The organism is Rothia sp. P5764 (genome assembly GCF_048512965.1).
Lineage (GTDB): Bacteria > Actinomycetota > Actinomycetes > Actinomycetales > Micrococcaceae > Rothia.
This window is the reverse complement of sequence record NZ_JBLXXQ010000001.1, coordinates 594,440-617,654: the sequence shown is the minus strand read 5'-3', so window position 1 is coordinate 617,654 and position 23,215 is coordinate 594,440. Positions and strand designations below refer to the sequence as shown.

At 58.5% G+C, this 23,215-nt stretch carries 24 protein-coding genes; 14 read left to right on the top strand and 10 right to left on the bottom strand.

What is annotated here, in order from left to right; all coding sequences use genetic code 11:
• Window positions 1-3: 3 nt before the first annotated feature.
• The 4 genes from ACN08Y_RS02855 to pta form a co-directional block, all read right to left on the bottom strand.
• On the bottom strand, window positions 4-1,461 hold the full coding sequence (locus tag ACN08Y_RS02855) for a M48 family metalloprotease (RefSeq protein ID WP_419111778.1): 1,458 nt from the start codon (window positions 1,459-1,461) through the stop codon (window positions 4-6).
• A gap of 100 nt (window positions 1,462-1,561) precedes the next feature.
• Window positions 1,562-1,822, bottom strand: coding sequence for a hypothetical protein (locus ACN08Y_RS02850; protein WP_419111777.1), 261 nt, complete (start codon window positions 1,820-1,822; stop codon window positions 1,562-1,564).
• Window positions 1,823-2,069: 247 nt separating this feature from the next.
• Window positions 2,070-3,209 carry an acetate/propionate family kinase gene (locus ACN08Y_RS02845; RefSeq protein ID WP_419098915.1) on the bottom strand — a complete coding sequence of 380 codons (1,140 nt, stop codon included), beginning with the start codon at window positions 3,207-3,209 and terminating at the stop codon, window positions 2,070-2,072.
• 27 nt (window positions 3,210-3,236) lie between these two features.
• A complete protein-coding gene (gene pta, locus ACN08Y_RS02840; protein ID WP_419098916.1) occupies window positions 3,237-5,348 on the bottom strand; it encodes a phosphate acetyltransferase in 2,112 nt (703 codons plus the stop codon).
• 248 nt (window positions 5,349-5,596) lie between these two features.
• Between pta and ACN08Y_RS02835 the strand changes: the two genes are divergently transcribed.
• From ACN08Y_RS02835 to ACN08Y_RS02810, 6 genes are all read left to right on the top strand, one after another.
• Complete coding sequence (locus tag ACN08Y_RS02835) at window positions 5,597-6,310, top strand: DsbA family protein (RefSeq protein WP_419111776.1); 714 nt, start codon at window positions 5,597-5,599, stop codon at window positions 6,308-6,310.
• Window positions 6,311-6,350: 40 nt separating this feature from the next.
• Window positions 6,351-7,166, top strand: a complete 816-nt coding sequence (locus ACN08Y_RS02830) for a nitrilase-related carbon-nitrogen hydrolase (protein WP_419104093.1) — start codon at window positions 6,351-6,353, stop codon at window positions 7,164-7,166.
• Between the two features lie 160 nt (window positions 7,167-7,326).
• Window positions 7,327-7,644 carry an acylphosphatase gene (locus ACN08Y_RS02825; RefSeq protein ID WP_419111775.1) on the top strand — a complete coding sequence of 106 codons (318 nt, stop codon included), beginning with the start codon at window positions 7,327-7,329 and terminating at the stop codon, window positions 7,642-7,644.
• A 10-nt stretch (window positions 7,645-7,654) separates the two neighbouring features.
• Window positions 7,655-8,581 carry a cation diffusion facilitator family transporter gene (locus tag ACN08Y_RS02820; RefSeq protein WP_419098920.1) on the top strand — a complete coding sequence of 309 codons (927 nt, stop codon included), beginning with the start codon at window positions 7,655-7,657 and terminating at the stop codon, window positions 8,579-8,581.
• A gap of 67 nt (window positions 8,582-8,648) precedes the next feature.
• Window positions 8,649-9,446 (top strand): spermidine synthase, encoded by a 798-nt coding sequence (locus tag ACN08Y_RS02815; protein ID WP_419111774.1) that lies wholly within the window; start codon window positions 8,649-8,651, stop codon window positions 9,444-9,446.
• 83 nt (window positions 9,447-9,529) lie between these two features.
• On the top strand, window positions 9,530-10,333 hold the full coding sequence (locus ACN08Y_RS02810; protein WP_419098924.1) for a di- and tripeptidase: 804 nt from the start codon (window positions 9,530-9,532) through the stop codon (window positions 10,331-10,333).
• Between the two features lie 77 nt (window positions 10,334-10,410).
• On the opposite strand, the gene ACN08Y_RS02805 is transcribed toward ACN08Y_RS02810, so the two are convergent.
• On the bottom strand, window positions 10,411-11,274 hold the full coding sequence (locus ACN08Y_RS02805; RefSeq protein ID WP_419111773.1) for a hypothetical protein: 864 nt from the start codon (window positions 11,272-11,274) through the stop codon (window positions 10,411-10,413).
• A 24-nt stretch (window positions 11,275-11,298) separates the two neighbouring features.
• Window positions 11,299-12,732 carry an adenylosuccinate lyase gene (gene purB / locus ACN08Y_RS02800; RefSeq protein WP_419111772.1) on the bottom strand — a complete coding sequence of 478 codons (1,434 nt, stop codon included), beginning with the start codon at window positions 12,730-12,732 and terminating at the stop codon, window positions 11,299-11,301.
• Between the two features lie 265 nt (window positions 12,733-12,997).
• Here purB and ACN08Y_RS02795 point away from each other — a divergent pair, with 265 nt between their 5' ends.
• Both ACN08Y_RS02795 and ACN08Y_RS02790 read left to right on the top strand, forming a co-directional pair.
• Entirely contained in the window at window positions 12,998-13,540 is a 543-nt protein-coding gene (locus tag ACN08Y_RS02795; protein WP_419104098.1) for a hypothetical protein, read from the top strand.
• A gap of 4 nt (window positions 13,541-13,544) precedes the next feature.
• Window positions 13,545-15,338, top strand: a complete 1,794-nt coding sequence (locus tag ACN08Y_RS02790) for a WXG100 family type VII secretion target (protein WP_419111771.1) — start codon at window positions 13,545-13,547, stop codon at window positions 15,336-15,338.
• 22 nt (window positions 15,339-15,360) lie between these two features.
• On the opposite strand, the gene ACN08Y_RS02785 is transcribed toward ACN08Y_RS02790, so the two are convergent.
• Window positions 15,361-15,978, bottom strand: a complete 618-nt coding sequence (locus ACN08Y_RS02785) for a GNAT family N-acetyltransferase (protein WP_419098929.1) — start codon at window positions 15,976-15,978, stop codon at window positions 15,361-15,363.
• Window positions 15,979-16,065: 87 nt separating this feature from the next.
• Here ACN08Y_RS02785 and ACN08Y_RS02780 point away from each other — a divergent pair, with 87 nt between their 5' ends.
• The 3 genes from ACN08Y_RS02780 (at window position 16,066) to ACN08Y_RS02770 (ending at window position 17,697) form a co-directional block, all read left to right on the top strand.
• A complete protein-coding gene (locus tag ACN08Y_RS02780) occupies window positions 16,066-16,977 on the top strand; it encodes a spermidine synthase (protein ID WP_419111770.1) in 912 nt (303 codons plus the stop codon).
• Window positions 16,978-17,166: 189 nt separating this feature from the next.
• Window positions 17,167-17,364, top strand: coding sequence for a hypothetical protein (locus tag ACN08Y_RS02775; protein WP_419111868.1), 198 nt, complete (start codon window positions 17,167-17,169; stop codon window positions 17,362-17,364).
• A gap of 27 nt (window positions 17,365-17,391) precedes the next feature.
• Window positions 17,392-17,697, top strand: a complete 306-nt coding sequence (locus ACN08Y_RS02770; protein ID WP_419111769.1) for a winged helix-turn-helix domain-containing protein — start codon at window positions 17,392-17,394, stop codon at window positions 17,695-17,697.
• A 51-nt stretch (window positions 17,698-17,748) separates the two neighbouring features.
• Here the strand turns inward: ACN08Y_RS02770 and ACN08Y_RS02765 are convergent, their stop codons facing one another.
• The 3 genes from ACN08Y_RS02765 to ACN08Y_RS02755 all read right to left on the bottom strand — a co-directional run bounded on the left by ACN08Y_RS02765 (window position 17,749) and on the right by ACN08Y_RS02755 (window position 21,429).
• A complete protein-coding gene (locus tag ACN08Y_RS02765) occupies window positions 17,749-18,171 on the bottom strand; it encodes a YchJ family protein (protein ID WP_419111768.1) in 423 nt (140 codons plus the stop codon).
• 99 nt (window positions 18,172-18,270) lie between these two features.
• Window positions 18,271-19,740 (bottom strand): NCS2 family permease, encoded by a 1,470-nt coding sequence (locus tag ACN08Y_RS02760; protein ID WP_419111767.1) that lies wholly within the window; start codon window positions 19,738-19,740, stop codon window positions 18,271-18,273.
• Between the two features lie 243 nt (window positions 19,741-19,983).
• On the bottom strand, window positions 19,984-21,429 hold the full coding sequence (locus ACN08Y_RS02755; protein WP_419111766.1) for an S-layer homology domain-containing protein: 1,446 nt from the start codon (window positions 21,427-21,429) through the stop codon (window positions 19,984-19,986).
• A 121-nt stretch (window positions 21,430-21,550) separates the two neighbouring features.
• On the opposite strand from ACN08Y_RS02755, the gene ACN08Y_RS02750 reads away from it, so the two are divergent.
• The 3 genes from ACN08Y_RS02750 (at window position 21,551) to fdhD (ending at window position 23,203) form a co-directional block, all read left to right on the top strand.
• A complete protein-coding gene (locus ACN08Y_RS02750; protein ID WP_419098933.1) occupies window positions 21,551-21,907 on the top strand; it encodes a DUF2218 domain-containing protein in 357 nt (118 codons plus the stop codon).
• 134 nt (window positions 21,908-22,041) lie between these two features.
• The gene (locus tag ACN08Y_RS02745) at window positions 22,042-22,350 is read left to right on the top strand and encodes a DUF6457 domain-containing protein (RefSeq protein WP_419111765.1); all 309 of its coding nucleotides are present in this window, start codon (window positions 22,042-22,044) and stop codon (window positions 22,348-22,350) included.
• Window positions 22,337-23,203 (top strand): formate dehydrogenase accessory sulfurtransferase FdhD, encoded by an 867-nt coding sequence (gene fdhD / locus ACN08Y_RS02740; protein WP_419111764.1) that lies wholly within the window; start codon window positions 22,337-22,339, stop codon window positions 23,201-23,203. The genes ACN08Y_RS02745 and fdhD overlap by 14 nt, the downstream gene beginning before the upstream one ends.
• Window positions 23,204-23,215 lie beyond the last annotated feature (12 nt).

The window sequence follows — 23,215 nt, the reverse complement described above, 5'->3', positions numbered from 1 at the left end:
TGGCTAGGAATCTGACGGCCTGGGGCCGCCATTTTCTGGTTCTGTGGTGGGAGGGGTATCAGCCTGGGCCGGAGGTGCCTTAGGGTGAGCTGGTGCTTGATTCTGCTGGCCTGGCATGCCCGGCCCCTGTGGTGGCTGAGGTGCTTGGCGCAGGTGCGGGGGAATCCAACCGTTATTGAGCATATCTGCGACTCTACGGTCCCGGTATTGGGCGGGCTTACGGTAGGTTGTTTCTACAGAACCCCAGTGCTGGTTAGCCGGATTTTCGGGGTAAATACCCATGTAGTCAAGGGCCTGGAGGGGGTCAGCCCAGGATTCAGCGGGTTCTGCCGCAGGGATCATGGAGAGGGGGTAGGGCGGGTTGTTCTTGGGCCGCCAGATCAGACGGCCCGGCTCGCTGCGGTCACGCAGGGCGTGGGCGCGCCAGGTCACTGGCGGGTGGGTGGTGGTCAGGTTGTAGGCCCAGGTGAAGAAGCCCCGCTCGTAGACGGCGCGGTTGGCTAGTTCGTGGAAGTTCACATCGTTGACCAGGTATTTACCGGCGGCCAGGACGCAGGTGGTGGTTTCTGCCCCCTCCGGTGCGTAGCGGTAGCCAAAGTTATCGGCGGTGTATTCCTGGGTGCGGGAGAGGAGCTTGCCCGCAATAGGGATCTGCATGAAGAAGGAGGTGAAGATCAGGCGGAAGTAGCCGGTGTGGCCGGCGGCAATATGACCGACTTCGTGGCCGATGATAAAGCGCAGTGCCTCGGGGTTGCGTGCGGCCCCACCGATTTCGAAGAGGTCGGAATAGATGGCGATAAAACGGCGGTGCCCGTGCCCGGCGGCGTAGGCGTTGATGACACCGTTACCGAGTACGACGTAGGCATCGGGTACTCGACGCAGGCCCGCTGCCTGGGCCGCTTCAACGACCATCTGGTAGGCATCGGGGAACTGGGTGGGGCTGATGCGCACACCTGTCATGCGTAGCTGGGCGTACATGAGGGCACGGGCCAGGAAGATCCCTAGGGGCAGGTAGATAGCCAGGACAACCAGCTGGCTGACCAGGCTCCCTAAGCCACTGAAGGCGGGTTTACTGTCGGTGACAAGAGCGATGAAGGATGAGATCAGGTAGACGGCCCCACCCACGTAGGCCAGTAGGGTCAGGGCGTAGGCCATGATGACCAGGGGCAGCTCGGCGGGGTGCCGAATGGCGTTGATGAACTTGAAGGGCAGTAGGGACTGGTAGCCAAAGAGCTTGGGTGCCGGTAGCGGTGAGAAGGGACGTTGGCGCTTGTCTTCGGGCATCCAGCCCTTGCTGAGGTCGTTAGGTAGCGGGTTCTGTAGCCCTGGCTCGTGCGGGCCACTGGGGTGCCCGGCTGTACCTGTTGCTTGGTTGTGCCGGTTACCGCCATCTGCCGGTGGGGTGTTGGGTCTTCCCTGGTTGTCGGGGCCGCTGGTACCGCCTGGGGTGTTCTCGCTCATCTACTATCCTGCTGGCTAGGGTTTGTTTTCTACCCACCACAGTAGCAAGAAAGCTGGCTATGGTGCCTGTTTCTGCGGCTGCCGTGGAGTGGGCGGGTGCTTAGAGCACGGATTCACTGCGAACAACGGTGTGGAGAATCAGCAGGAAAAGGCTTACGGCGCAGAAGAAGATTTGGAGCAGGAGGATTTTTGCCGGGAGCACCCGGTAGGTGCGGGGCAGGTTGGCTAGGGTCCAGAGCAGGCTGGTGGCGTTGAGGGCCAGTACCGGCAGAATCAGGAAGGTCAGGAAGAAGGATGCGATAGTTGCCACGCCCTGAACGTGGATGAGGGGCGGTAAACCTTTTGCTGAGCGGGTAATCATGGTAGAAACTCCCTTGTTTCAGGCTGTAGGGCAAGTATCCCACATCCCTTGAGGCATTCAAACGTTCGGTGTCCCAGTTCACTGCTCTATCAGCCAACTGGCTCGGGTCTGGCGTTCAGGGATGTTGGCTGATAGAGCGCTGAGCAAGGTGCTGTTTGAATAAACCTTATAGAAGTCTTAAAGGCGCTGTGCCCGCTCCCTGATAGTTCAGGGCGCGGGCACAGCGTGGCATTTGCCGAGAGGCTGGTTAGGCGACCAGTGCGGCGGTTGCCTCCGCGATAGCCTTCTCCTCGTTGGTGGGAACCACCAGAACGGGGATAGCAGAATCAGCGGTCGAAATCAGTCGGGGCTCGTCACTGCGTACCTTGTTGGCCTCAGCATCCAGCTTGATACCCAGGGCACCTAAGCGCTCTACGGCCAGCTGGCGGAACTGGTGGGAGTTCTCGCCGATACCTGCGGTAAAGACCAGGGCCTTCGCGCCGCCCACAGCAACGTGGTAGGCGCCGATGTACTTAGCCAGGCGGTAGGAGGTCATGTCCAGGGCCAGCTGAGCGCGGGCATCGCCAGCTTCCATTGCCTCAACAACAGCGCGCATGTCGTTGTTGCCAGCAATAGCCAGCAGGCCGGATTCCTTGTTGAGCAGGGCATCCATCTTAGCGGGAGTCATCTCGGGGTCGCGCATCATAATTGAGGTCAGAACCGAGGGGTCAATGTCTCCGGAGCGGGTACCCATGACCAGGCCAGCCAGGGGAGTGTAGCCCATAGAGGTATCCAGGCACTTGCCGCCCTGTACGGCGGTAATGGAAGCACCGTTACCCAGGTGGGCAATGACACCGTTGAACTCGGAACGGTCAAGACCCAGGAAGTCGGCGGCAATGCCGGTCACGTAGTCGTGGGAGGTGCCGTGGAAGCCGTAGCGGCGCACACCGTACTTCTCGACCAGTTCTTGGGGCACAGCGTAGCGGTAGACGTGCTCGGGCATGGTGCCGTGGAAGGCGGTGTCAAAGACAGCGACCATGGGGACACCGGGGTAGGTTTCCTGCGCGGCCTTGAGACCCAGAACGTGGGCGGGGTTGTGCAGGGGTGCCAGCGGTGAGAGTTCGTCAATTTGGGCGATAATCTCATCGGTGACTAGGACGGGCTCAGAGAAGACGTCGCCGCCCTGGACGATGCGGTGGCCAATAGCGTCGATGGTCTTGCCGTGCAGGGGTTCCACTAGGGCCTGAGCCATGATGTCCAGGGCCTCGGTGTGGGTGGGAATCTCTGCCCCACCGATATTTTCGATCAGGCCCTTAGCGATGACCTGGTTGTCTTCGCCGCTAGCGGAGGTGTCGCGCACCTGGTACTTGACCGATGATGAGCCACAGTTGATTACGAGAACGAGCATGTATGTTTTCCTTTGGTTTGGCGGGCTTTAGAGGGTCTGTGCCTGAATAGCGGTGATCGCTACGGTATTGATGATGTCTTCAACGGTGCAACCACGGGACAGGTCATTTACGGGCTTGCGCAGGCCCTGCAGAATCGGGCCAACGGCGACAGCACCGGAGGTCTGCTGAACAGCCTTGTAGGTGTTGTTGCCGGTGTTCAGGTCCGGGAAGATGAAGACGGTGGCCTGTCCAGCTACCTGGGAGCCGGGCAGTTTGGAGGAGGCGATGGACATATTGGAGGCAGCGTCGAACTGGATGGGGCCTTCAAAAGCGAAGTCGGGGTTGGTTTCACGGAGCTTGTCGGTGGCCTCAACAACGATTTCTACATCCGCCCCGGAGCCGGAGGTGCCGGTGGAGTAGGAGAGCATGGCGACCTTGGGGTCTACACCGAACTGGCGGGCAGTTTCGGCAGAAGCCTTGGCAATGTCGGCTAGCTGGTCGGAGTTGGGGTTGGGGTTGACCGCGCAGTCACCGAAGACCAGCACGCGGTCTTCCATGAGCATGAGGAAGACCGAGGAGACAACCTTGACACCGTCGCGGGTCTTGATGAACTCCAGGGAGGGGCGGATGGTGTTGGCGGTGGTGTTAACCGCGCCGGAGACCATGCCGTCCACGATGCCCTTGTAGACCAGCATGGTGCCGAAGTAGGAGGGGTCCATCATGCGGTTCTGGGCGCCTTCCAGGGTCATACCCTTGTGGGCGCGCAGTTCGGCGTAGGTGGCGGCGAAGTCATCGGTGTAGGGGTTCTCGTCCAGGTCGATGATGGTAACACCGCGCTTGCCCTCTTCTGCCAGAGGCAGGTCGATGGATTCACGCTGGCAGATTTCGGCAATCTTGGCGGGGTTGCCAATCAGAACCAGGTCGCAGAAGTCACGGCGCACGATGATGGAGGCGGCGCGCAGGATACGGGGGTCGTAGCCTTCGGGCAGCACAATAGAGCGGCGGTCGCTGCGGGCCTTCTCGATCAGGTTGTGCAAGAAGCGCAGGGGGGTCATGGTGGCGGGGCGTTCCAGGTTAAGGCGCTCAAAGAGTTCTTTTTCGTCTACGTTGCGGAACCATTCACCCAGGGCGGTAGCAATTTTACGGGGCTGGCCTAGGGCTAGCTGGCCGCGAATACGTGAGACGGCCCGGCCTGCCTTGAAGGTATCGAGCTGGGTGGAGAAGACCGGGAAGGGGGCCTTTTCAACCAGCTGGCCGATGGCGGTGTCGCCCTTGAGTTCACCGGCCAGGCCGCCGGTCAGGAGCATACCTGAGGGGGCCGGGAAGGTAGGGGAGAGGGCGGAGGCTAGGGTTGCGACCATGATGTCTGAGCGGTCGCCGGGGACGATAACGAAGTCTCCGTCGGTGAACTGGGAGAGGAAGTTGGAGACGGTCATGGCCGCGATTTTGATGTCGTGGATGTCGCGGTCCAGGAAGTCTTGGCTCATGCCGTCGTGCTCTAGGTTGAGGCTACCGGCAACTTCTGCCACGGTGGGCAGGGCGATTTCGGGTAGTTCGGGGAGCACGTAGACGGGGCGCTGGGAGGGGCCGCGCTTGACGTTCTTGAGGATTTCTTCGCGCAGTTCGGGGCGGGCGCGGTTGACCATGACGGCCAGGATGTCGACCTTGGCGGCGTGCAGTTCGGTGCGGGCTACATCGACTGCGTTGACGACGTCGGAGACGCTTGATTCCTGCGCGCCAACCACGGCGATAACCGGGGTGCCGAGGTCCTTGGCGAACTGGGCGTTAAGGTCGAATTCAACGGTTGCGGCGTTGTGGGCGAGCATGTCGGTGCCATCGACGATGATGACGTCGCAGTGCTTTGCCATGTCGGAGTAGATGGAAACGGCGATGGAGGACATTTCCTCGTGATCCCCGGATGCTAATAGTTCGCGGCATCGGTCCAGGGAGACACCGCCACGTGCCTGGTTTTCGGTCAGGTCGTATTTGGTGCGCAGTAGCCGGATGAGCGGGTCTTGCGCTTCGATCTCGCCGCTGAAGACGGGGCGGAAGAAGCCTACACGGTCGGTTTCTTTGACGAGGGAGTCAACGAGGCCGATAGCGATGAGGGACTTTCCGGAGCCCTGGTTCATGGCTGAGATATACATGCCGTTGGTCATATTTGGTCTACATCCTTGTGGCGTTTTTGGGTGGTGCGCGGTCCCTGGCGGGCTGGTGCGCACGGTGGCTGTATGCCACCTATCTTTACTTTCGAGTTTATTCCTTTGGGTGGGGTTTAAGGGCGGCAGGGCATGCGTTTGTGTGGTATCTCATGGGAGCTATTGTTTGCTGACAGTCTGTGACATAAAACCTGGGTGTGGTGGACTCTAAAGTGAGAGCAAAGATTATTATTGAGCCAGGAGGCTTTATGCTTGTTTTCCCCCGCCGATCGGCCCTGGGCCTTATGGCTACGCTGGCTCTGACTGCCTGCGGGACAGGCCAGAAAACCGCACAGAGTAGTAAGGCCGCAAGCGGTAACCAGGCCTCAGAAACCAGCCCAAGTGCTTCACCTGCGGGCGAGCAGTCGGTTGAAACAGGTGTGCGCACTGATTCTGGCTACCATCTGAACACTGTGCTTGAAGGCGCCCCAACTGTTACCCTCTACACCGACCTACAGTGCCCCTACTGTGCCCGCACTGACCCGACCTACCGTGAGGTAGCGCGCCGTCTGGCGGGCACCATGAACCTTACTGTGCGTCACTTCCCCCTGCCCATGCACGCAAACGCTCTTCCGGCTGCTCAGGCGGTACAGGCGGCGGAGAAGCAGGGTGCTTATATGGCCATGAGCGGGAAGATTTTTGAACATCAAACGGATTGGAAGGGTCTTACAGATATCGCCCAGCTCACCGAAATTTTTACCGGCTATGCCCGGGAACTCAAGCTGAACACTGATCGTTTTATAGCCGACCTACCCGATGCCGCTGGCCTCAAACTTATTCAGGACGAATTCGAGGCAGGTAATGAGGTAGGCGTACACGGTACCCCCAGTTTCGTGATAGACGGGGTTCTGGTAGAGAAGGTTGATTCATCCACCAGCGCTGACCATATGGTAGCTGCCTTCACCGAGCAGGCAGGTCTCTAAAGAACTAGAAGCTACCGGTCTATGGGCTTAGAGTGGAGCTATGAAGATAGCCCTTTGCCAGATGCTCAGCACCCAGGACGTTGAACGTAACATCGCTACGATTCGTGAGTACACGGCACTGGCCGCTGCTCGTGGGGCGCGGCTAGTGGTTTTTCCCGAGGCCGCCATGCGGTGTTTTGGGGGGAGTCTCTACGATGCTGCCGCCCAGCACGAGTTTACTTTCCGGTCTGCTCTGGCTGAGATAGCCCGCGAACACTACCTCACCCTGGTTGCCGGGGGTTTTGCCCCGGTGGAACTATCCGATGAGTGGGATTTGAGGGTCTATAACAACCTTTATGCCTACGACCAGACCGGCACCGAGACTATCTACACTAAGGTTCATCTCTACGATGCCTTCGGGTTTAAGGAATCTGACGGGGTGAAAGCGGGGGAGAGTCTGCGAACTATCACTGTCGATGGCACGGTTATAGGGCTAGCTACCTGCTATGACCTTCGTTTCCCCAAGCTCTTTACGGAGTACGCGCGGGCAGGTGCCCAGGCAACTGTTGTGGCCGCGTCCTGGGCGGGCGGTGAAGGTAAGGTGGCCCAGTGGCAGGTGCTGACCACTGCCCGCGCTCTGGACTCTACCCAGTTTGTGCTGGCTGTTGATCAGGCCTCCCCTGCAAGCGCTGATGCCCGCGCCGATGTTACCCAGCCGCGCGGTGTTGGCTACTCTCGTGCAGTTGACCCTCTGGGCCTTACCCTGGTGGAGGCCGGTGAGGCACCGGAGATTCTGGTGGTTGACCTGGACCTGTCCCGGGTGGCTGACGCCCGGCAGTCTATCCCGGTGCTCACTAACGCTAAGCTGGGCTATTAGAAGGCTTATTCAAGGGTGCTCCTGAGGCTAAATCTCGCTGGGTGCTTTACCCACCAACTGGCTCGGGGCTGGCACCTAAGGGAAGTTGGTGGGTAAAGCGCTGAGCTGGGGTACACGCCCCTTGAGTAATCCTTAAGATGTAGCGTCAGGAAGGGAAGCTATGGGTTTTTTCGATATTTTTTCAAGCAAGGATCCCGCCGGTCCGATTGAAGTGCAGCTCATGGCCACTGTCTACGGCAAGGTTCAGGGTGTGGGCTTTCGCTGGTGGACTGCGGGTATCGCTAAGCCCCTGGGGCTGGTGGGCTACGCTAAGAACCTGGATGATGGCTCAGTGGAGATTGTCGCCCAGGGGAGCCGGACCGCGGTGGAGGGCCTCCTTGCTGAACTTAAATCGGGTGATACCGCTGGCCGGGTAGATCACCTGGACGCGGACATCACCCAGCCGGTTGGCAGTTACGATAATTTCGGTATCTATTAGGGGCACACACATGGGTCACTCCCACAGCCATCAACATTCGCATGCCGGAGGGCAGAACCTTAAGCGCCTGCGCCTTGTGGTGCTTATGGCCTGGTCGCTGGTTGCCTTCCAGCTGGTGGGGGCCTGGCTGACTGGCTCCCTGGCTCTGCTTTTTGATACCGTCCACGTTTTTACCGATGCCCTGGGGGTGAGTGTGGCCCTGGTGGCCACCCGCCTGGCTTTGCGCCCTGCCTCGGACCGGCACACCTGGGGTTTTCGCCGGGTGGAGGTTATCTCGGCTATGCTCCAGGCTACGGTCTTGCTGGGTGTTGGCCTGTTTGTTCTCTATGAGGCTATCCAGCGTTTTATGCACCCGGAAGAGATTCCTGGCCGCGAGGTCCTCTTTTTTGGTCTGGTGGGTCTGCTGGGTAACGTCATCATGATTGCGGTGTTGGTGGGCGGGGACCGCTCTAATTTCAACATGCGGGCGGCCTTTCTAGAGGTGCTTAACGATGCCCTGGGGTCGGTGGCGGTGATTATCTCTGCCCTGATTATTTGGCGCACCGGCTTCTATCAGGCCGATGCTCTTGTTGCCCTGCTGATTGGTCTGCTGATTATTCCGCGCACCGTCAAACTTTTCCGTGAGACGGTGAGTGTGCTCTTGGAGAGTACCCCGCCGGGCCTTGACCTGGAGCTGGTACGCAGTCACCTGCTGGGCCAGGAGCACGTTCTGGCGGTGCATGATTTGCACGCCAGTCAGATTTCTTCTGACCTGCCGGTGCTCACCGCCCATATTGTCTTGGATGATGAGTGCTTTACCTCCGGGCACACGGTGCAGATTTTGAAGAACCTGCAAACCTGTGTTGCCGAGCATTTTGAGGTCTCTATTGAGCACTCCACCTTCCAGCTGGAACCGCAGGGCTTTTCCGCCGACGAAGACCTGCGCCACCTGCACTAGGGGCTAGCGGGCCTATTACCTCTTCACCGGTAGGCGGTGCGCCCGCTAGCTCTGTAAGCTAGTGGGCATGTCACGCGCTATCCAGCTTTCCTTCTCGGGGCTTTCGGCCTCTGTTGCCCGCGACGGGTTTTCAGACACCGGCTACATCCTAGAAATCGGTGGGGCCGAACAGTCCCACGTTGATCTGGGGCGGCCCAGCTATATCTTCTATGAGTACCTGCGCCGTATCGGCAACCTCGCCGACATACTAGCCCCAGCCGGTCAGCCCATCACCGCCGCCCACTTAGGGGCCGGTGCCCTGACCCTGGTGCGCTACCTGCAAGCCACCCGACCCGGTTCCCGCCAACTGGCTGTGGACATTGAGCGCGAACTTCCCAGCTTCGTCATGCAAGAGCTGCCCCTACCGGAGGGCACCGACTGTCGGGTGCTGATCGAGGACGCCGCGACCGCCGCACCCCGGCTGGCAGAGGAGCTTGATACCCCCGCTGGGGTGGACCTGGTGGTGCTAGATATTTTTTCTGGCTGGGAGGCCCCTGCCCACCTGACCACCCCTGAGTTTTACACCGACCTGCGCCAGGTGCTCGCCCCGGCGGGTAAGCTGGTGGTCAATGTGGGCGATGACGCCGGGCTGACTTTCTTTAGCGCCCAGGCCCGTACCCTGCTTGAGGTCTTTGAGCACCTCTGGTGCCTGGCAGATACCGCCATGCTGACCGGCAAGCAGGCCGGCAACCTGATTCTGGTGGGGTCTGCTGATGCGCTCGCCCCGGAGACTGCCACGCGCCTGGTTAGTGCAGGTCCGCACCCGGCCTCCGCCCTGGGTACCGACGAACTGATTGAGCTACTGCAAGGCCCCTTAAGCAGGTAGGTCCACTGCCTTAACGCCCTAGGCGTACAGCGGCTATAGTAAGCAGACTGTGTTTCTAGGAAGACAGGCTGTAAGCTGAGACTATGTTCAACTTCAACGCATCCAGTGCCTTTGATTCCAACGGCCAGCCTAAGCCCGCTGTAACCCGCACCGTCGATACCGTGCTCAAAGCACAGCGCCCCCTGGTCCTTTCCCTGCTCAAAAAAATGCGCCAGAAGCACCCCCAGGAAACCCCCCAGCAAATTGCTAAGCGCCTAGAAAAGGCCTACCTGCGGGATGTCACCGTAGGCGGTGGAGCTGTAGGAGCCACTGCCTTTGTGCCCGGCCTGGGCACCATTACCTCCCTGGGCCTCTCTGCCCTAGCCGTAGGTGGCTACATGGAGCGCACCGCCGTCTACGCCCAGGCTATGGCCGAGTTGCACGGCGTTCACGTTGATGACCCCGAAAAGGCCCGCCTCATGGTTATGGCTATCATGCTAGGCGAAGATGGCTCAGTGCTCATGAATTCGATTCTGGCCCACACAGGTAAGACCGGCGGGGCATCCCGCAAGTGGGGCATGATGATGGGCTCCAAGGACTCCGGCAAGATTTTCAGTATCGAGCGCACAATTCGCAATATGTTCTTCAAACGATTCTTGGCCCGCCAGTCTGGTGCCCTGATGGGCCGGGCCCTGCCCTTTGGTATAGGTGCGGTTGTGGGGGGTGGCGCTAACCTGGCCCTCGGGAAGAACGTTGTCAAGGCTGTGGAAGAGACCTTCGGTTCCTTACCTGCTGTCTTCCCCGATGCACTCAACATGGACCGTGCCCCCAAGTTCGTTGCAGAGCAGGAGTCGGAGCCGGCAGCTGGTAGCTCCAGCGCAGAGGAAGCCGCCCAGCTCGATTCGTAAGAATCTCTCCCTGCACGGGGGCTAGACCCCGCCAGCCCAGGCCCTCTAGGGGGCTAGGGTGGCGGGGTTTTCTCTACCTACTTATTGCGCAAGCCGGCACGAGCTCTTACAAAGGCCCGAGCCGCAAGCCGGGCACCGCGCGCAGAAACTCCGCTAGCCTCTGCTAACTCCTGCTCGGTGCTGGGGCGCACCTGCTCTACCGGTGCTATCTCCTGTGGTGGCTGGGCGGTGGGGTTTTGGCTCCCCATAAGTTCTAAAGTCTCATGGCTGAACTGGGCCGGGGCCTGCCCCAGGGTTTGCTCTACTTGGGCGATCAGCTGTTGGGCAAAGTCTTTGCGGGTGCTCTGGTTAGCTAGCATCGCCCCGCCAGCCTTAATAAGCTGCTCACCTGCCGTCACCAGCAGCAGGGTTTGAGGGTTGCGCAGTCCAATGGCGGCTACCGCACCCAGCACATTGATCTGGCTCGGCCTGCTGCCGGTAGGCTCTTGGACGGTCTCAATATGGGTCAGTAAGTCTTTAACATCGGTGCCCAGCACCGCTTGTGCGGCCTCATCACTATTGGTTACGGGGATGCCATAGATCAGGGCCACCCCGTGCAGGTAGGTTTTGATGGCCTGGGAACTACCCACCTGCCCGGTGGTGCGGATCCCCTGGCTTGCCGCCCGAGTGTAAGTGGCAGTGCCCTCTTTGAGGGCACCCAGATGAGCGGCGGCCTGGGTCAGCCCGGCCACTCGCTGGTGACGGGTTACCGTTCCGAGCAGGTTGGGTGTCAGCTCCTGGGCACCTGCCTGGGCGCTCCCCACCAGGGTAAAGTCCCGCACAAACATGTTGCCTAGGTGCTGGATGAGCTCCGCCGGGGTCGCCAGCGGGTTCCGGGCGTAGAGCTTGCGCAGGCGACGCACCGCCAGAGGTATCTGCTGGGCTTCAGAGGACTCGGTCATAACTATTACTTTAGTGATAGGGCTTTAGCGGGTAGCGTGCTCCAGTAGCTGAGGCGCTAGGCCAATGTAGGTGCGCGGGGTCAGCTCTGACAGGCGCTTCTCGGCCTCGGGCGAAAGCCCTAACCCGGCAACAAACTCCTTAAGACGGGCCGCATCCACACGCTGACCACGAGTCAGCTCCTTGAGTCGTTCGTAGGGGTCCTCCATGCCCTCAACACCGGCAATAGCTTCGGCACGCATGACCATCTGAATGGCCTCGGCAAGAACCTCCCAGTTCTCATCCAGATCCTGGGCGATGACATCGGTAGCGATATCCAGGCGTTCAAGGCCCTTGACTACGTTAGAAATTGCCAGAACAGAGTGCCCAAAAGCCACACCAATGTTGCGCTGTGAAGATGAGTCGGTCAGGTCGCGTTGCCACCGGGACTGCACCAGGGTCGAACCCAAGGTATTCAAAAGGGCGTTGGAGATTTCCAGGTTGGCTTCGGCGTTCTCAAAACGAATGGGATTGACCTTGTGGGGCATGGTCGATGAACCGGTCGCCCCAGCCACAGGAATTTGGCGGAAGAAACCGATCGAAATGTAGCTCCAGACATCGGTGCACAGGTTGTGCAGTACCGAGTTGAAGTGGGCCATGAAGGAGTAGAGCTCGGCCTGCCAGTCGTGGTTTTCAATCTGGGTGGTCAGCGGGTTCCAGTCCAAGCCCAGGCCGGTCACAAAGTCTTCAGAAATCTTCTGCCAGTTAGCGGTCGGAACAGAGACGACGTGAGCGGAGTAGGTGCCGGTTGCGCCGTTGATTTTGCCCAGAAACTCAGCATTTTCAACCTGCTTTATCTGCCGGTTCAGGCGGTAGGCAAAAACAGCCAGTTCCTTACCCAGGGTGGAGGGGGTGGCAGGCTGGCCGTGGGTACGCGAGAGCATGGGCACCTCACGGGCCTCTTCTGCCAGCTTCATAATCTCTTGCACCAGGCCGCGGGCGGCGGGCAACCAAATGTTAGTGACCGCGTCCTTGATGCCTAGGGCGTAGGAGAGGTTATTGATGTCTTCTGAGGTACACCCAAAATGTACCAGGGGCTTAAGGTGGCCCAGGCCCAAGGGTTCTAAGCGGCGAGCGATAAAGTACTCAACAGCCTTAACGTCGTGAACAGTGACGGCCTCAATTTCGGCCAATTCAGCGGCGGATTCTTCGGTGAATTCGGTGACGATAGCGCGCAGACCGGTGCGCTGATCATCGGTGAGGGGCTCCAGACCGGGCAGAACCTGCTTGTCACAGAGGTAGATGAACCATTCAATTTCTACGTGCACACGGTCACGGTTGAGGGCGGCCTCCGAGAGGTAGTCAACAAGCGGCTCGGTAGCGGCTTTGTAGCGGCCATCCAGAGCACCGAGGGCTAGATTGGCGCCGGTAAGTGAGTGGCGGCCAGAGGGCAGGGTTGTGCAGTTTTCGCGATGAGACATATTTCTAGTTTCTCATGGGAACGTGTCGGCGCGCACGGTTTTGGGGCGGCTTTGGGACAGTCCGGGGGCTGTATGGCTGAGCTACGCACAGGTCAGGCTGTGGATAGGGCGGTGTCATGGGTAGTCACTGCTTCACCAATTCCGCTGAAAGTGGGGTTGAACTGCCCGGCGACTTTCTTCCACAGACCTGCCCACCACTCACCGTGCGAATTACGGCCCCTAAGGTGTAGGCACAAAGGTACCCCGATAAATGAGGAGGTAGGGCATGCCCTCGATCTATGAGATTGCGCAAGCCGCCGGCAGGTCAGGCTGGGCCAGTAGCGGTGCGGCCCAGGCCAGCGCGGGCGCACTGGACATGGCTCAGCGAGTCCGCAACTGGGCCGCTTCGCTGGCTGAGCAGGTGAGCCGTGAAGCTGTCCATGTGCACACCGCAACCGGTACAGCGCGGGTAGCGGGGCAGGTGCAGTGGACCTCCGCGGCAGGTCGTGCCTTCCAGAAAGGTCTTGAGATTGAATGTTTAGCTGGCCAACGGTTGTGGGGCGAGCTTGACCAAACAGCCCATCACATCCGGATTTCTGGTGAGATGGTTGCCCTTGAACTTGAGGCCGCTGCGACGGCGGTTAAGGCGGCGGGAGCGGCCTTAGACCTGGCGCTTAGTGGCATGGGAGTGATCGAGGACGTATTGGACGACTTCGTGGTCTACGCACAGAAGGCCGGTGTTCCTGGCCTACACGCGGAGCTGGTTCAGGCCATGAACAACCCCCTACTGGCCCAAGTGTCCACAGCCTTAGCCGGAGTAGGGAGGTAAAGCCATGAACCAGAAACTTCTTTCGCTTGGCTCAAGCATCTCGGTGGAGATGTCTGAACTCGGGCCGCTTTCTGACCAGTTGAACGGTGTTGCCGATCGGTACGATCAGACGGGGAACGCTCTACTCGGCATTACTTCCCAGGTTGCCCTGCTGGCCCCTCTGGACGCTAGCGGCAACGGGGCGCAGGCACTCACTTCTCTGGGTGTGACTTCAACGGGGCTTACTGCCCTGGTTGCGGGTACGCGCCGCTTATCCCGAGCTGTCGGCCAAGCGGCTCAGGCCTACGAGGAAGCCGAGACCTTTGCCCTAACTCTTATGGGCAGATTTACTGTTGCTGCCAATCAGGGTAAGTCTCTAGCACTAGCCTATGGCTCTGCCTTCGGTTACACGGTTGACAGTCTCAAAATTAGGGTGATCAAGGGTGGCCTGGTTCTTAGCAGCAGTGCCCCAAAAGTTGGGTTGCCTCTCTTGGATATTTACCGGAAGACCCCCGGTGGATATTTACTCCTAGCGAGAGGGGCTTCTACCCTTAACGGTTTTGTTAATCGACTGGGTATGACCGGAAGGCTACGCGCCAAGCGGGAGATGACCGGTGACCTCTTTACCGATCAAACCGAGGCAGCAGCCTTTATGGGGCCCGTTCCGATCACACCGCAGGACGTTACACACCGTTTCGGGCAGGTCAAGGAGATCGAGGAGAGAGGCGATACCTACATGGCTAGCCAGGGCTACCAGGGGGAGTGGGACCATATTGTGGTGGAGAAGCTGGTTAACCCCACCACGGGCAAAACCATGTACCTAGTGACTATTCCTGGGACAGATGGGAATCTTTTGGGGGGTAACCTAGAGGATACACTGGCTGGATTCTATAAGGGGGGTGTCAATAGTTGGCCCGGCACCGTTGGCACTGTATCCAGCAGTAACCCGCACCTTGCCCCGCAAGACTATACGGCCCTCATGTCTCTGGTGGAGAAAGCTATAGAGGACGCCGGGGTCCCCGAGGGGGCAACTATATCCTTTATGGGCTTTAGCCAGGGAGCTACCGCAGCGGCTACCCTCGCTAATAACGACACCATCAATTCCCGTTACAGGGTCAAGGGGCTGGTGACCCAGGCTGGCCCAATTGGCCACCTCAAAGTGCGCGATAGCATCCATCACGTTGATCTGCGCCATCGGGAGGATTATGTTCCTATGCTGAGTGGAGACCGCCCGGACTATAAGCCCGATGAGTCCCATGTCTACACGGCTGTACCGGATTCAGGGTGTATTCACGGTGCACAGGAGTACCAGGAGATAGCCAGCAAGGAGCCAGAAGCGCAGCAACCGTCCCCGGAGCTTGAAGAAATCTTTGCTGGCTATGTATCGGTGAAGGCTGATATCTATTCTGGAACCACCCAGAAGCCCGATATCACCCAGGATGAGCAAAGGGCGATAGGTGCCATGGGAGCTGCCCATGGAGCGGCGGAGATCATGACGGGAATGAGTTTAGACGTGAACCCGGCAGATCTCTATCAAGATACGGAAGATCTGGTTCAAGCTGTAGAGCATAGTCTGGGGGAGATGAACATCGGGGGTGTAGAGATTTTTGACCCGATCCTTGAGCCACTCCATCCCAAGGAGGGAGCTAGCAAACCGCCGGTTCCTGTTCCGGATCATAAGATCAAGGTGTATGAGGCTACCTTGCAGGACCATCTGGAGAACCTGGGCGGCTTGCTTGGAGCTCCTGATATTCCGGCTACCGGGCTGGGGAGCCCCATCCAGATTTTTGAGCCTGAACTTGAACTGGTTGCCGGGTAGCTAAGCTCTGCGGAGGGGGTGCTTAGTCGCTGCTTTCGATGCTCAACCCGCGCACCATGCGGGCTGTGCGAGCCTTCCCCCAGGCACCACCGCAATCAATGATGCTTCCTTCTAGCTCGAAGCCTCGTTGCTCGTAGAAACGCACTGCTTTCTGGTTACCTATGATGTACCAGAGGTAGGCCGGCTCGTCGGGGTAGAGTACCGCATCAAAGAGGGCGGCTCCCAGCCCGGTCCCCTGAACGGACTCTAGGGTGTAGAGGTGGGTGAGGTCCCGTGTGCCTTCCGGCGCTAGGGGCAGGTTCACCTCGTACTCCCAGGGCAGGGGGCCCGGGCGGGAGAGGGCAAAACCTACCGGCTTACCCCAGTCAAGAGCGGTACCGACTGTGCAAGAAGTGCCGGAAGTCGGTGTCCACTGGGGGTTCTCGTAGGCGAAAAAGGCTCGTACACCGGGGGCTACAATATTTTCAGCAAACTCCCGGTGCAGGGTTTCGGCGGCAGCTCTCTGGCGGGCACCGAACTCGGGGTCTACCAGGGTGTTATAGGTCTGGGCCAGGCACTGAAGTTGCAACTCAACATAGGTGCTTCCATCCTCAGTGCCCACCGGGCTGAGGATATACCTGCCACTTACCGCAAAACCCACAGCCGCCTCCTTCCTCTTCTACCGGCGTTACCGCTCTCTCACCCTACCCAGTCTACTGCCCGGCCCAAGAAGCACTAGGCTAGAGGGGTGGCTAAACGAAGAAGAAAACCTAAGGCGACGGTAGAGGCCCCTGAGTCCCTAGTTGAGGGTAAATACCCTATTGATACCGGTATCGCTGAACTCATTGAGGATGACTACACCCCCGGTGGCTGGGTGCTAGAAATCAATGGCATGGAGTCCTCCCACATTGTGCTGGGTAAACCCCGCGAGCTAGATTTTGAGTATATGCGCTGGCTAGCGGCTGTCATTGAGCCTTTCGTGGATGCCCACTGCGATCCCGCCAAGCTCCGAATTACCCACCTGGGCGGCGGCGCCTGCTCAATGGCCCGCTACCTGGCCGATATCTACCCGCAGTCGCGTAACACCGTGGTGGAACTTGACGGCAAGTTAGCCGAGTACGTGCGTGAGTGGTTTGAACTGCCCAAGGCACCCCTGGTTAAGATTCGCGTGGGTGAAGCCCGTCAGGTCACCGAGGGGTTCGCTCCCCAGTCGCGGGACATCATCATCCGTGACGTTTTTTCGGGCTATATCACTCCTGAGCCGCTAACCACCCTTGAATTCACCCAGCTAGGCGCTCGCTCTCTAGCCCCCGGTGGGCTGTACATCATCAACTGCGGCGATGACCGTAACCTCAACGGTGCACGGGCCGAGGCTGCTGCTATCGCCCGGGTATTTGAGCACACCTGTATTGTGGCTGACCCGGCCATGCTTAAGGGCCGTCGCCGCGGCAACGTGATTATCGCCGGTTCTAATTCGCCCCTCCCCGTGGAGGGGGAGCTGGTAACGGCCGCTATTAGCAAACGCCTGCTGGGTGGCGGTGTCCCCGCCCAGTACAAGGACGATGCTTGGGTCCGAGACTTTGCTCGCTCTGCCCAGCCCCGGCGGGATGGCGCCCCGAACCTGGATACGGTCCAACTAGATCGAGAGCTACGCGGGTAACGTCAAATTCTTCCCCTGGAGCAATAGTCTTGTGCTAGTGGCCCTTGGGGCAAGTCCTCACTCTTAACACTGAGGGTATCACTGATAAAAATCTACCTCACTGAGAATCATTGACTTATGGAATAGAACGCCCAGAGACTTGAAGAAACCCTTGCCCTACTTCGGGAACGAGGCTTTGATAGCACTGAGATTGAGGTCAAGGCCGCCCGGGAGGGTTTACCGCAGAATCTAGGGCAAACACTCCCCGCTTTTGCTAATATGCCCGATGGCGGGACCCTGATCCTGGGTGTCGATGAGAAGAGCGGGTTTACCCCGGTTGGAGCGGATGCCACGGTAGAGGCGGGCATTGCCTCCCTCGCTCGGAATGAGGCTACCCCCACTCCTTAGCTTATTAACAGCGGGGTTAAGTTTAAGGTGATTCTTTGGTTTGACCGGGCTGAGCCGCTAGCCCAGGTTGCTCCTGAATCTGCGAAGCTTGCTCCTGTAGTGTCTGCGGTAGCTGAATCGCCGGTAAGGCTGAGCAAGAATTCCCCATATATTGTTGATGCCCTAGGCCGGGGCGGTGAGCTTTCAGCACCAGAATTGGCAGAGCGCCTGGGCTTAAGCCTTGCTCAGGTGCGCTATGCTTTACGTCCCCTGTTGGAGCGCGGGGATATGGTGATGGTGGGTAGTCAGGGTAGCCATTCCACTGTGTATGCCTTAAAGAGCATGATTGGTTAGTTCTTGCAGAAATCCTGCTTGTTGAGCCCCTGATAGGTGCTTTTTCGTGGGCTACTCGACAGCGCCGACAAGGTAGTACCAGACCCCCTTTTCTCTGGTGAATTGGGAAACTTCGGTCTGTAGCCCGCCCACCTTCTGACTTTTGGGTGTACCCGGTGCTGACCGGTAGTAGGCGGCAAAGTGTACGGTTCCCTGGGGGTCGAAGGGCCCGCCTGTGGCTTTCAGGATATCGAGCCGGTACCACCGCAGGCTCTCATCAAGCTCTAGAGAGTGTGGCCGGGTAGTGGGGTGCCAGGTTGCCAGTAGATAGTCAGGCAGGTTGAGGGCAAAAGCAGTGAAGCGGGAGCGCATGAGAGCCTCAGGGGTTGGGGCGGTGAGGGCACCGGTCTGAGCGAATTGCCGGTGGTAGCGCTGGCAGCAGGAGCCATAGGTTTCGCCGGTCCCGCAGGGGCAACGTGTTGTGGAATCAATCATGCCCTCAATTAAAACAGGGAATAAGAAACCCCGCCCGCTCTGTATTGGGGGTGACGCAAAGAGGGGGCGGGGCTTAGAACTATAGGGGTTCTTGCGGGCTTAGCTGTGCATCCAACCTTCAATGATGCCCATACCGAAAAAGACCAGGAAGGCTGCCGAGACGATGTACATAATGGGGTGTACATCTTTACCGCGGCCCTGGACCAGGCGGATGAAGGTGAAGGCGATGAAGCCTGCACCGATACCGTCGGCAATGGAGTAGGTGAAAGGCATCATGATGATGGTCAGGAAGGCTGGGATACCCAGGCCCCAGTCGGTCCAATCAATGTGGATGGCCTGGCGGACCATGAGGAAGCCGACGACAACCAGCGCGGGTGCTACTGCTTCGAAAGGAACAATAGATACCAGCGGTGAGATGAAGACAGCCAGCAGGAAGAGCGCGCCGGTGACCATGTTGGCAAAGCCTGTACGGGCACCTTCGCCGATGCCGGTTGCGGACTCCACAAAGATTTGGTGTGCGGAGCTCGATGAGCCACCACCGAGTACGGAGCCTGCCGCGTCTATGAGGAGCACCCGGTCGATGTTCTTAATCTTGCCGTCTTTATCTATGGTGCCGGCTTCAGTAGCCAGGCCTACCGAGGTTCCCATGACATCGAAGAAAACGGCGAGCAGGATGGCGAACATGAGCATGGTGGCGCCCAGGGTTCCTAGGGAGCTTGCGGAGAAAGCTCCGACCATGTCCACTGAGCCAATGAGGGAGAGGTCGGGGTGGCCTACCCACTGGGTAGGAATGCCAGGGATCATGAGTGACCAGCCGGTTGCTGAGTCAAGGGATGAGCCAGAGGGCGCTACTTTTTCTAGGATGATGGCCAGGATGGTTGAGGCAACTACACCGATGAGAATTGCGCCGCGCACGTTGCGAATGAAGAGGGCAATAGTTAGGAAGAGCCCAAAGAGGAAGACCAGGGTAGGCCAGCCGTTGAGGTGGCCGTCAGCACCGAAGGAGACGGGGACGGTGGTACCTGCGGCGTCGGGCATGCGGCGTACAATGCCGGCGTTGACCAGGCCAATGAGGGAGATGAAGAGGCCGATACCTACAACGATTGCGGTTTTAAGAGATTCGGGTACGGCGTCAAAGACCGCGCGGCGGAAGCCGGTAAGAACTAGGATTGCCATGACGATACCTGCCCAGACGACCAGGCCCATGATTTGGGGCCAGGTGAGGTTGGGGGTGGTGGCAATGGTTGATGCGAGTAGGGCGTTGACGCCCAGGCCGGCTGCCATGGCGAAGGGCTGTTTGGCCCACAGACCCATGACGATGGTGAGGATACCCGCGATAAGCGCGGTTGCGGCGGCAACTCGTTCAACGCCGAGGGTGTTGCCTGCGCCGTCCGGGGCTAGCCCCAGGATGAGAGGGTTGAGGACTACGATGTAGGCCATGGCAAAGAAGGTGGCCAGGCCGCCTCGGAGTTCGGTGGCTAGGGTTGAGCCACGTTCGGTGATTTTGAAGAAGCTGTCGATAGCGCTGGTGGTTGCGGGTTTTTGAGCCGCGGTGTTCTCAGAAGACATTCGTGAAAATCCGTAGATACTCGTGTGGGTGTGTGCCCAGAAATGAGAGAGCGCCACCGTATCGGAGACTGTGGTAGCGCTCTAATGTACCTGTCTAGTCTACGCCTGCCTCTCTATTATCTGGCGATATGACAGGGCATAGTGCTTTTACGAAGTAAGAGTTTTTGAAACTCGAAGATGCAGGGCCAGTCGAATTGGCCTGTCGACTGGCCCCGGTACTAGTAAAGATTTTTAGGAGGCGTCTTAGCCTTTGCCGGTTTTGTAACGGTAGATGAAGGCAGCCATTGCGTCACGCTTACTGGCTTGTAGAGGGCGGTATGTTCCGTCGACCCAACCGGTGGAGATTCCACTGGCGTACATCCACGCGATTTCTCTATAGAAGGGGTTGCCGGTGGCTATGTCCTTGAAAGGACTGACGGTCGGAGGAATAAAAGCAGGTGAGCCTGAGAATCTATATATAAAGGCGGCCATTGCATCGCGGCGCACGGTGTCCCAGGGGCGGTATGTTCCATCGTCCCAACCAGTGGAGATTCCATTGGCGTACATCCACGTAATTTCCTTGTAGAAAGGGTCGCCTGTGGTTACATCTCTAAAGGTACTTGTAGCTGGGGGGTCGAACCGAGGTGATCCTGCAAGTCGGTAGAAGAAGGCGGCCATTGCATCGCGGCGCATGGTGTCCCAGGGGCGGTATGTTCCGTCGTCCCAGCCGGTGGAGAGCCCATTGGCTCGCATCCAGTTAATCTGGGTGAAGAACTGGTTAGAGGGTAGGATATCTGCAAAGCCTGTGCCATTGAGCCAGCGTAGCCAGGCGGCTAGATAAGGAGCTAGGGCATCGTGACCTGTGGGGCTGAGGTGCACACTATCTGCCAGGAGATGCGCAACATTTTTATCTGTTACCCAGTACCTTGTGGGAGCTGTGTCTATTCCCTCTTGTCTTGCGACATCACGGAGTAGGCCTGAGAGGTAGTGGCGGTTGGCGTGCTCGGCAATTCTGCGGCTGAGAATCTCAGAGAGAACAATCCGGCTACCGGGGTAGAGCTCTTTAAGCTTGCGAATAAGGAGTCGGGCTGCTTCAGTTACTTCGTTTAGCGGCTTGTTAGTCCAGAGGTCATTACCCGATGCGTTGATGTAGATGAGCCCTGGTGAACCCAGTGGTAGAGCTCTCGCGTTGTTGACTACGCTATCGTAGTAGGAGGGGTGCCACTGGTTAGCCGTAATGATTCCGACTCCACCCCAGCTGTAGAAGTACGGGGTGTAGCCCGCTTGCATGATGCCTTTACCCACCCAGTAATTGCGGGCTTGGTTGGGTTCTCCGACTTGGGAATCCCCGATAACGATAGCATCTTGAGGGCCAAGTACCTTGCTGGTGTCCCGGAGCATATTGCCGGGGCCAGTGCGCTGATAGGTTCCTTCGGAATTGGGGTAGAAGTGGGCACCTGATGCATAATCCCAGATGATGACCCCCCTGGTGAAGGCTTGGTAGGCGCTTACGGGGCTGAGAGCTTGCTCGGCTTCTAGGGGTTGGCCGTATAGGCCGGGGTTATTAATCCAGAGCGCGCGGATGCCGCCGACTACACTGGGTACCGCATAGGCTGGCGAGCTGGTACCCATGGCTACCCCAAAGGTAGCTGCGGTGAGGATTAGAGCCTGGGCGCGAGTGACCTGGGGCCTGGTGGTATTTATATTCATTTTTAGCCTCGGGGAAAGAACGGTGTGCGAGAGTGTCTATTGACGCACTTTAATTGTAGGGATGATACTAGCCTTGTGCATATAAGATAAGGTGTGCCTAACTACCATGAAAGGTTTACCCATGACTGATTCCGCTTACCCAGCTCTTGAGAGTTTAACTGTTCGTTCGCGCGCAGTTGTGACTACGGAGCGCCCGGCTCGGTATGCCAAGCAACTCGCTTCGCACATGGGGCATAAAATTCCGGTAGAGCAGATTGAGGGGGGCTACCGCCTAACTTTTAATCGTGACGGGAACTTCAGGGGGTATGGGGATCTTCTCGTGGGATCGGGGCAGGAGCAGGGTTGCCTGGTTCTTAAGGTGTACGCTGGGACTCCCGAGAAGTGCGAAGGTCTTGAAGGCGTTTTAGGTCGCCACCTGGAGCGGTTCGGTGAGCGTGAGGGGCTGGCGGTCAGTTTTACCCCTGAGAGCCTCCGCTGACAGATAGGTTCAGGGGTTTCACTGTGGGGCTTTGCCCGCTATCGCCTTTGGGATGTGTTGAGAGGCTGTCCCAGGGGGGCTTGCGGGGGAGTGTATCTTGGAAGGGAACCTTTTTGATCCTGACCTGGAGGGCTATGGCTGAGAAAAATCCTGGTGACTTAGAGATGGCTCGTGACTTCCTGCGCCGGGCATCTGCTCAACTAGACCTTGACCCAGCGCTTATCAGCGAGCTAACCCCCCACTTACTTGGCTTGACCAAGAGGGTAGCGCACGGTGTGGTTCGTCCCGCTGCACCTCTGGCGGCTTTTTTGGTGGGCTATGCTGCAGCTCAAGCCGGTTCTGGTCAGGCTGGCGCTCTATCAACACCCGATGCGATAGCCCAAGCGCTTGTGGCTATCGCCGGTATCGACGATGTGGTGGAGCAAGCTGATGGGCAGGCTTAACCGTAGCCTTGCGGCAACCCGCTATGTCTTGGGTGAAGATGGTAGCTTCACATCTAGTCGTCGAACTGAGTCGCTGACCCCCGAGGAGCCCCTAGAAATCCGTCTGGATGGGCGTGTTATCACCACCACCATGCGCACGCCGGGGCATGACCTTGAGCTGGCACATGGGTTTTTACATTCTGAGGGCATTATTCGCGGTGCAGAGGACATCAGGGCTGCCCGGTACTGTGCCGGGGCTACCGGTCCAGATGGCGCTAATACCTATAACGTGCTGGATCTGACCAGTGCAGGCGCAGTCCTCGCTCCGGGCTTGGAACATGTGCGGCTGACCGTGACGAACTCAGCCTGCGGGGTGTGTGGTTCTACTTCTATTGAGTCGATTATGGGTAAGGCCAACAGGCCGATTGCGCCTGCGGCTTTGACTCCACAGCAGATACTGGATTTTCCCCAGCAACTCCGGGAGCAGCAGGTGCTTTTTGGTAAAACCGGGGGAATTCATGGGGCGGCTGTTTTTGATTCACAGGGCAGTATGCTCGTTGCGCGCGAAGATATAGGCCGCCATAACGCTGTGGATAAGGTTATTGGCTATCTGCTTTTAAAGGGGGGGCTGGGGGAGCCAGAATCTGGGCAGAATATGAATGTGCCCGGCAAGACCCTTGTGGTTAGTTCCCGGGCTTCTTTTGAGCTGGTGCAAAAGGCTGTTTTAGCTGGTTTTTCTGCCTTAGTGGCGGTCTCTGCGCCGTCTTCATTAGCTGTTGATCTTGCCCGCCAAGCGGGCTTGACCCTCATTGCTTTCACTCGGGATAATCGCTTTACTCTCTATGCGGGGCATATAGCAGAACATAGCAGGTGAGATTCTCTGATC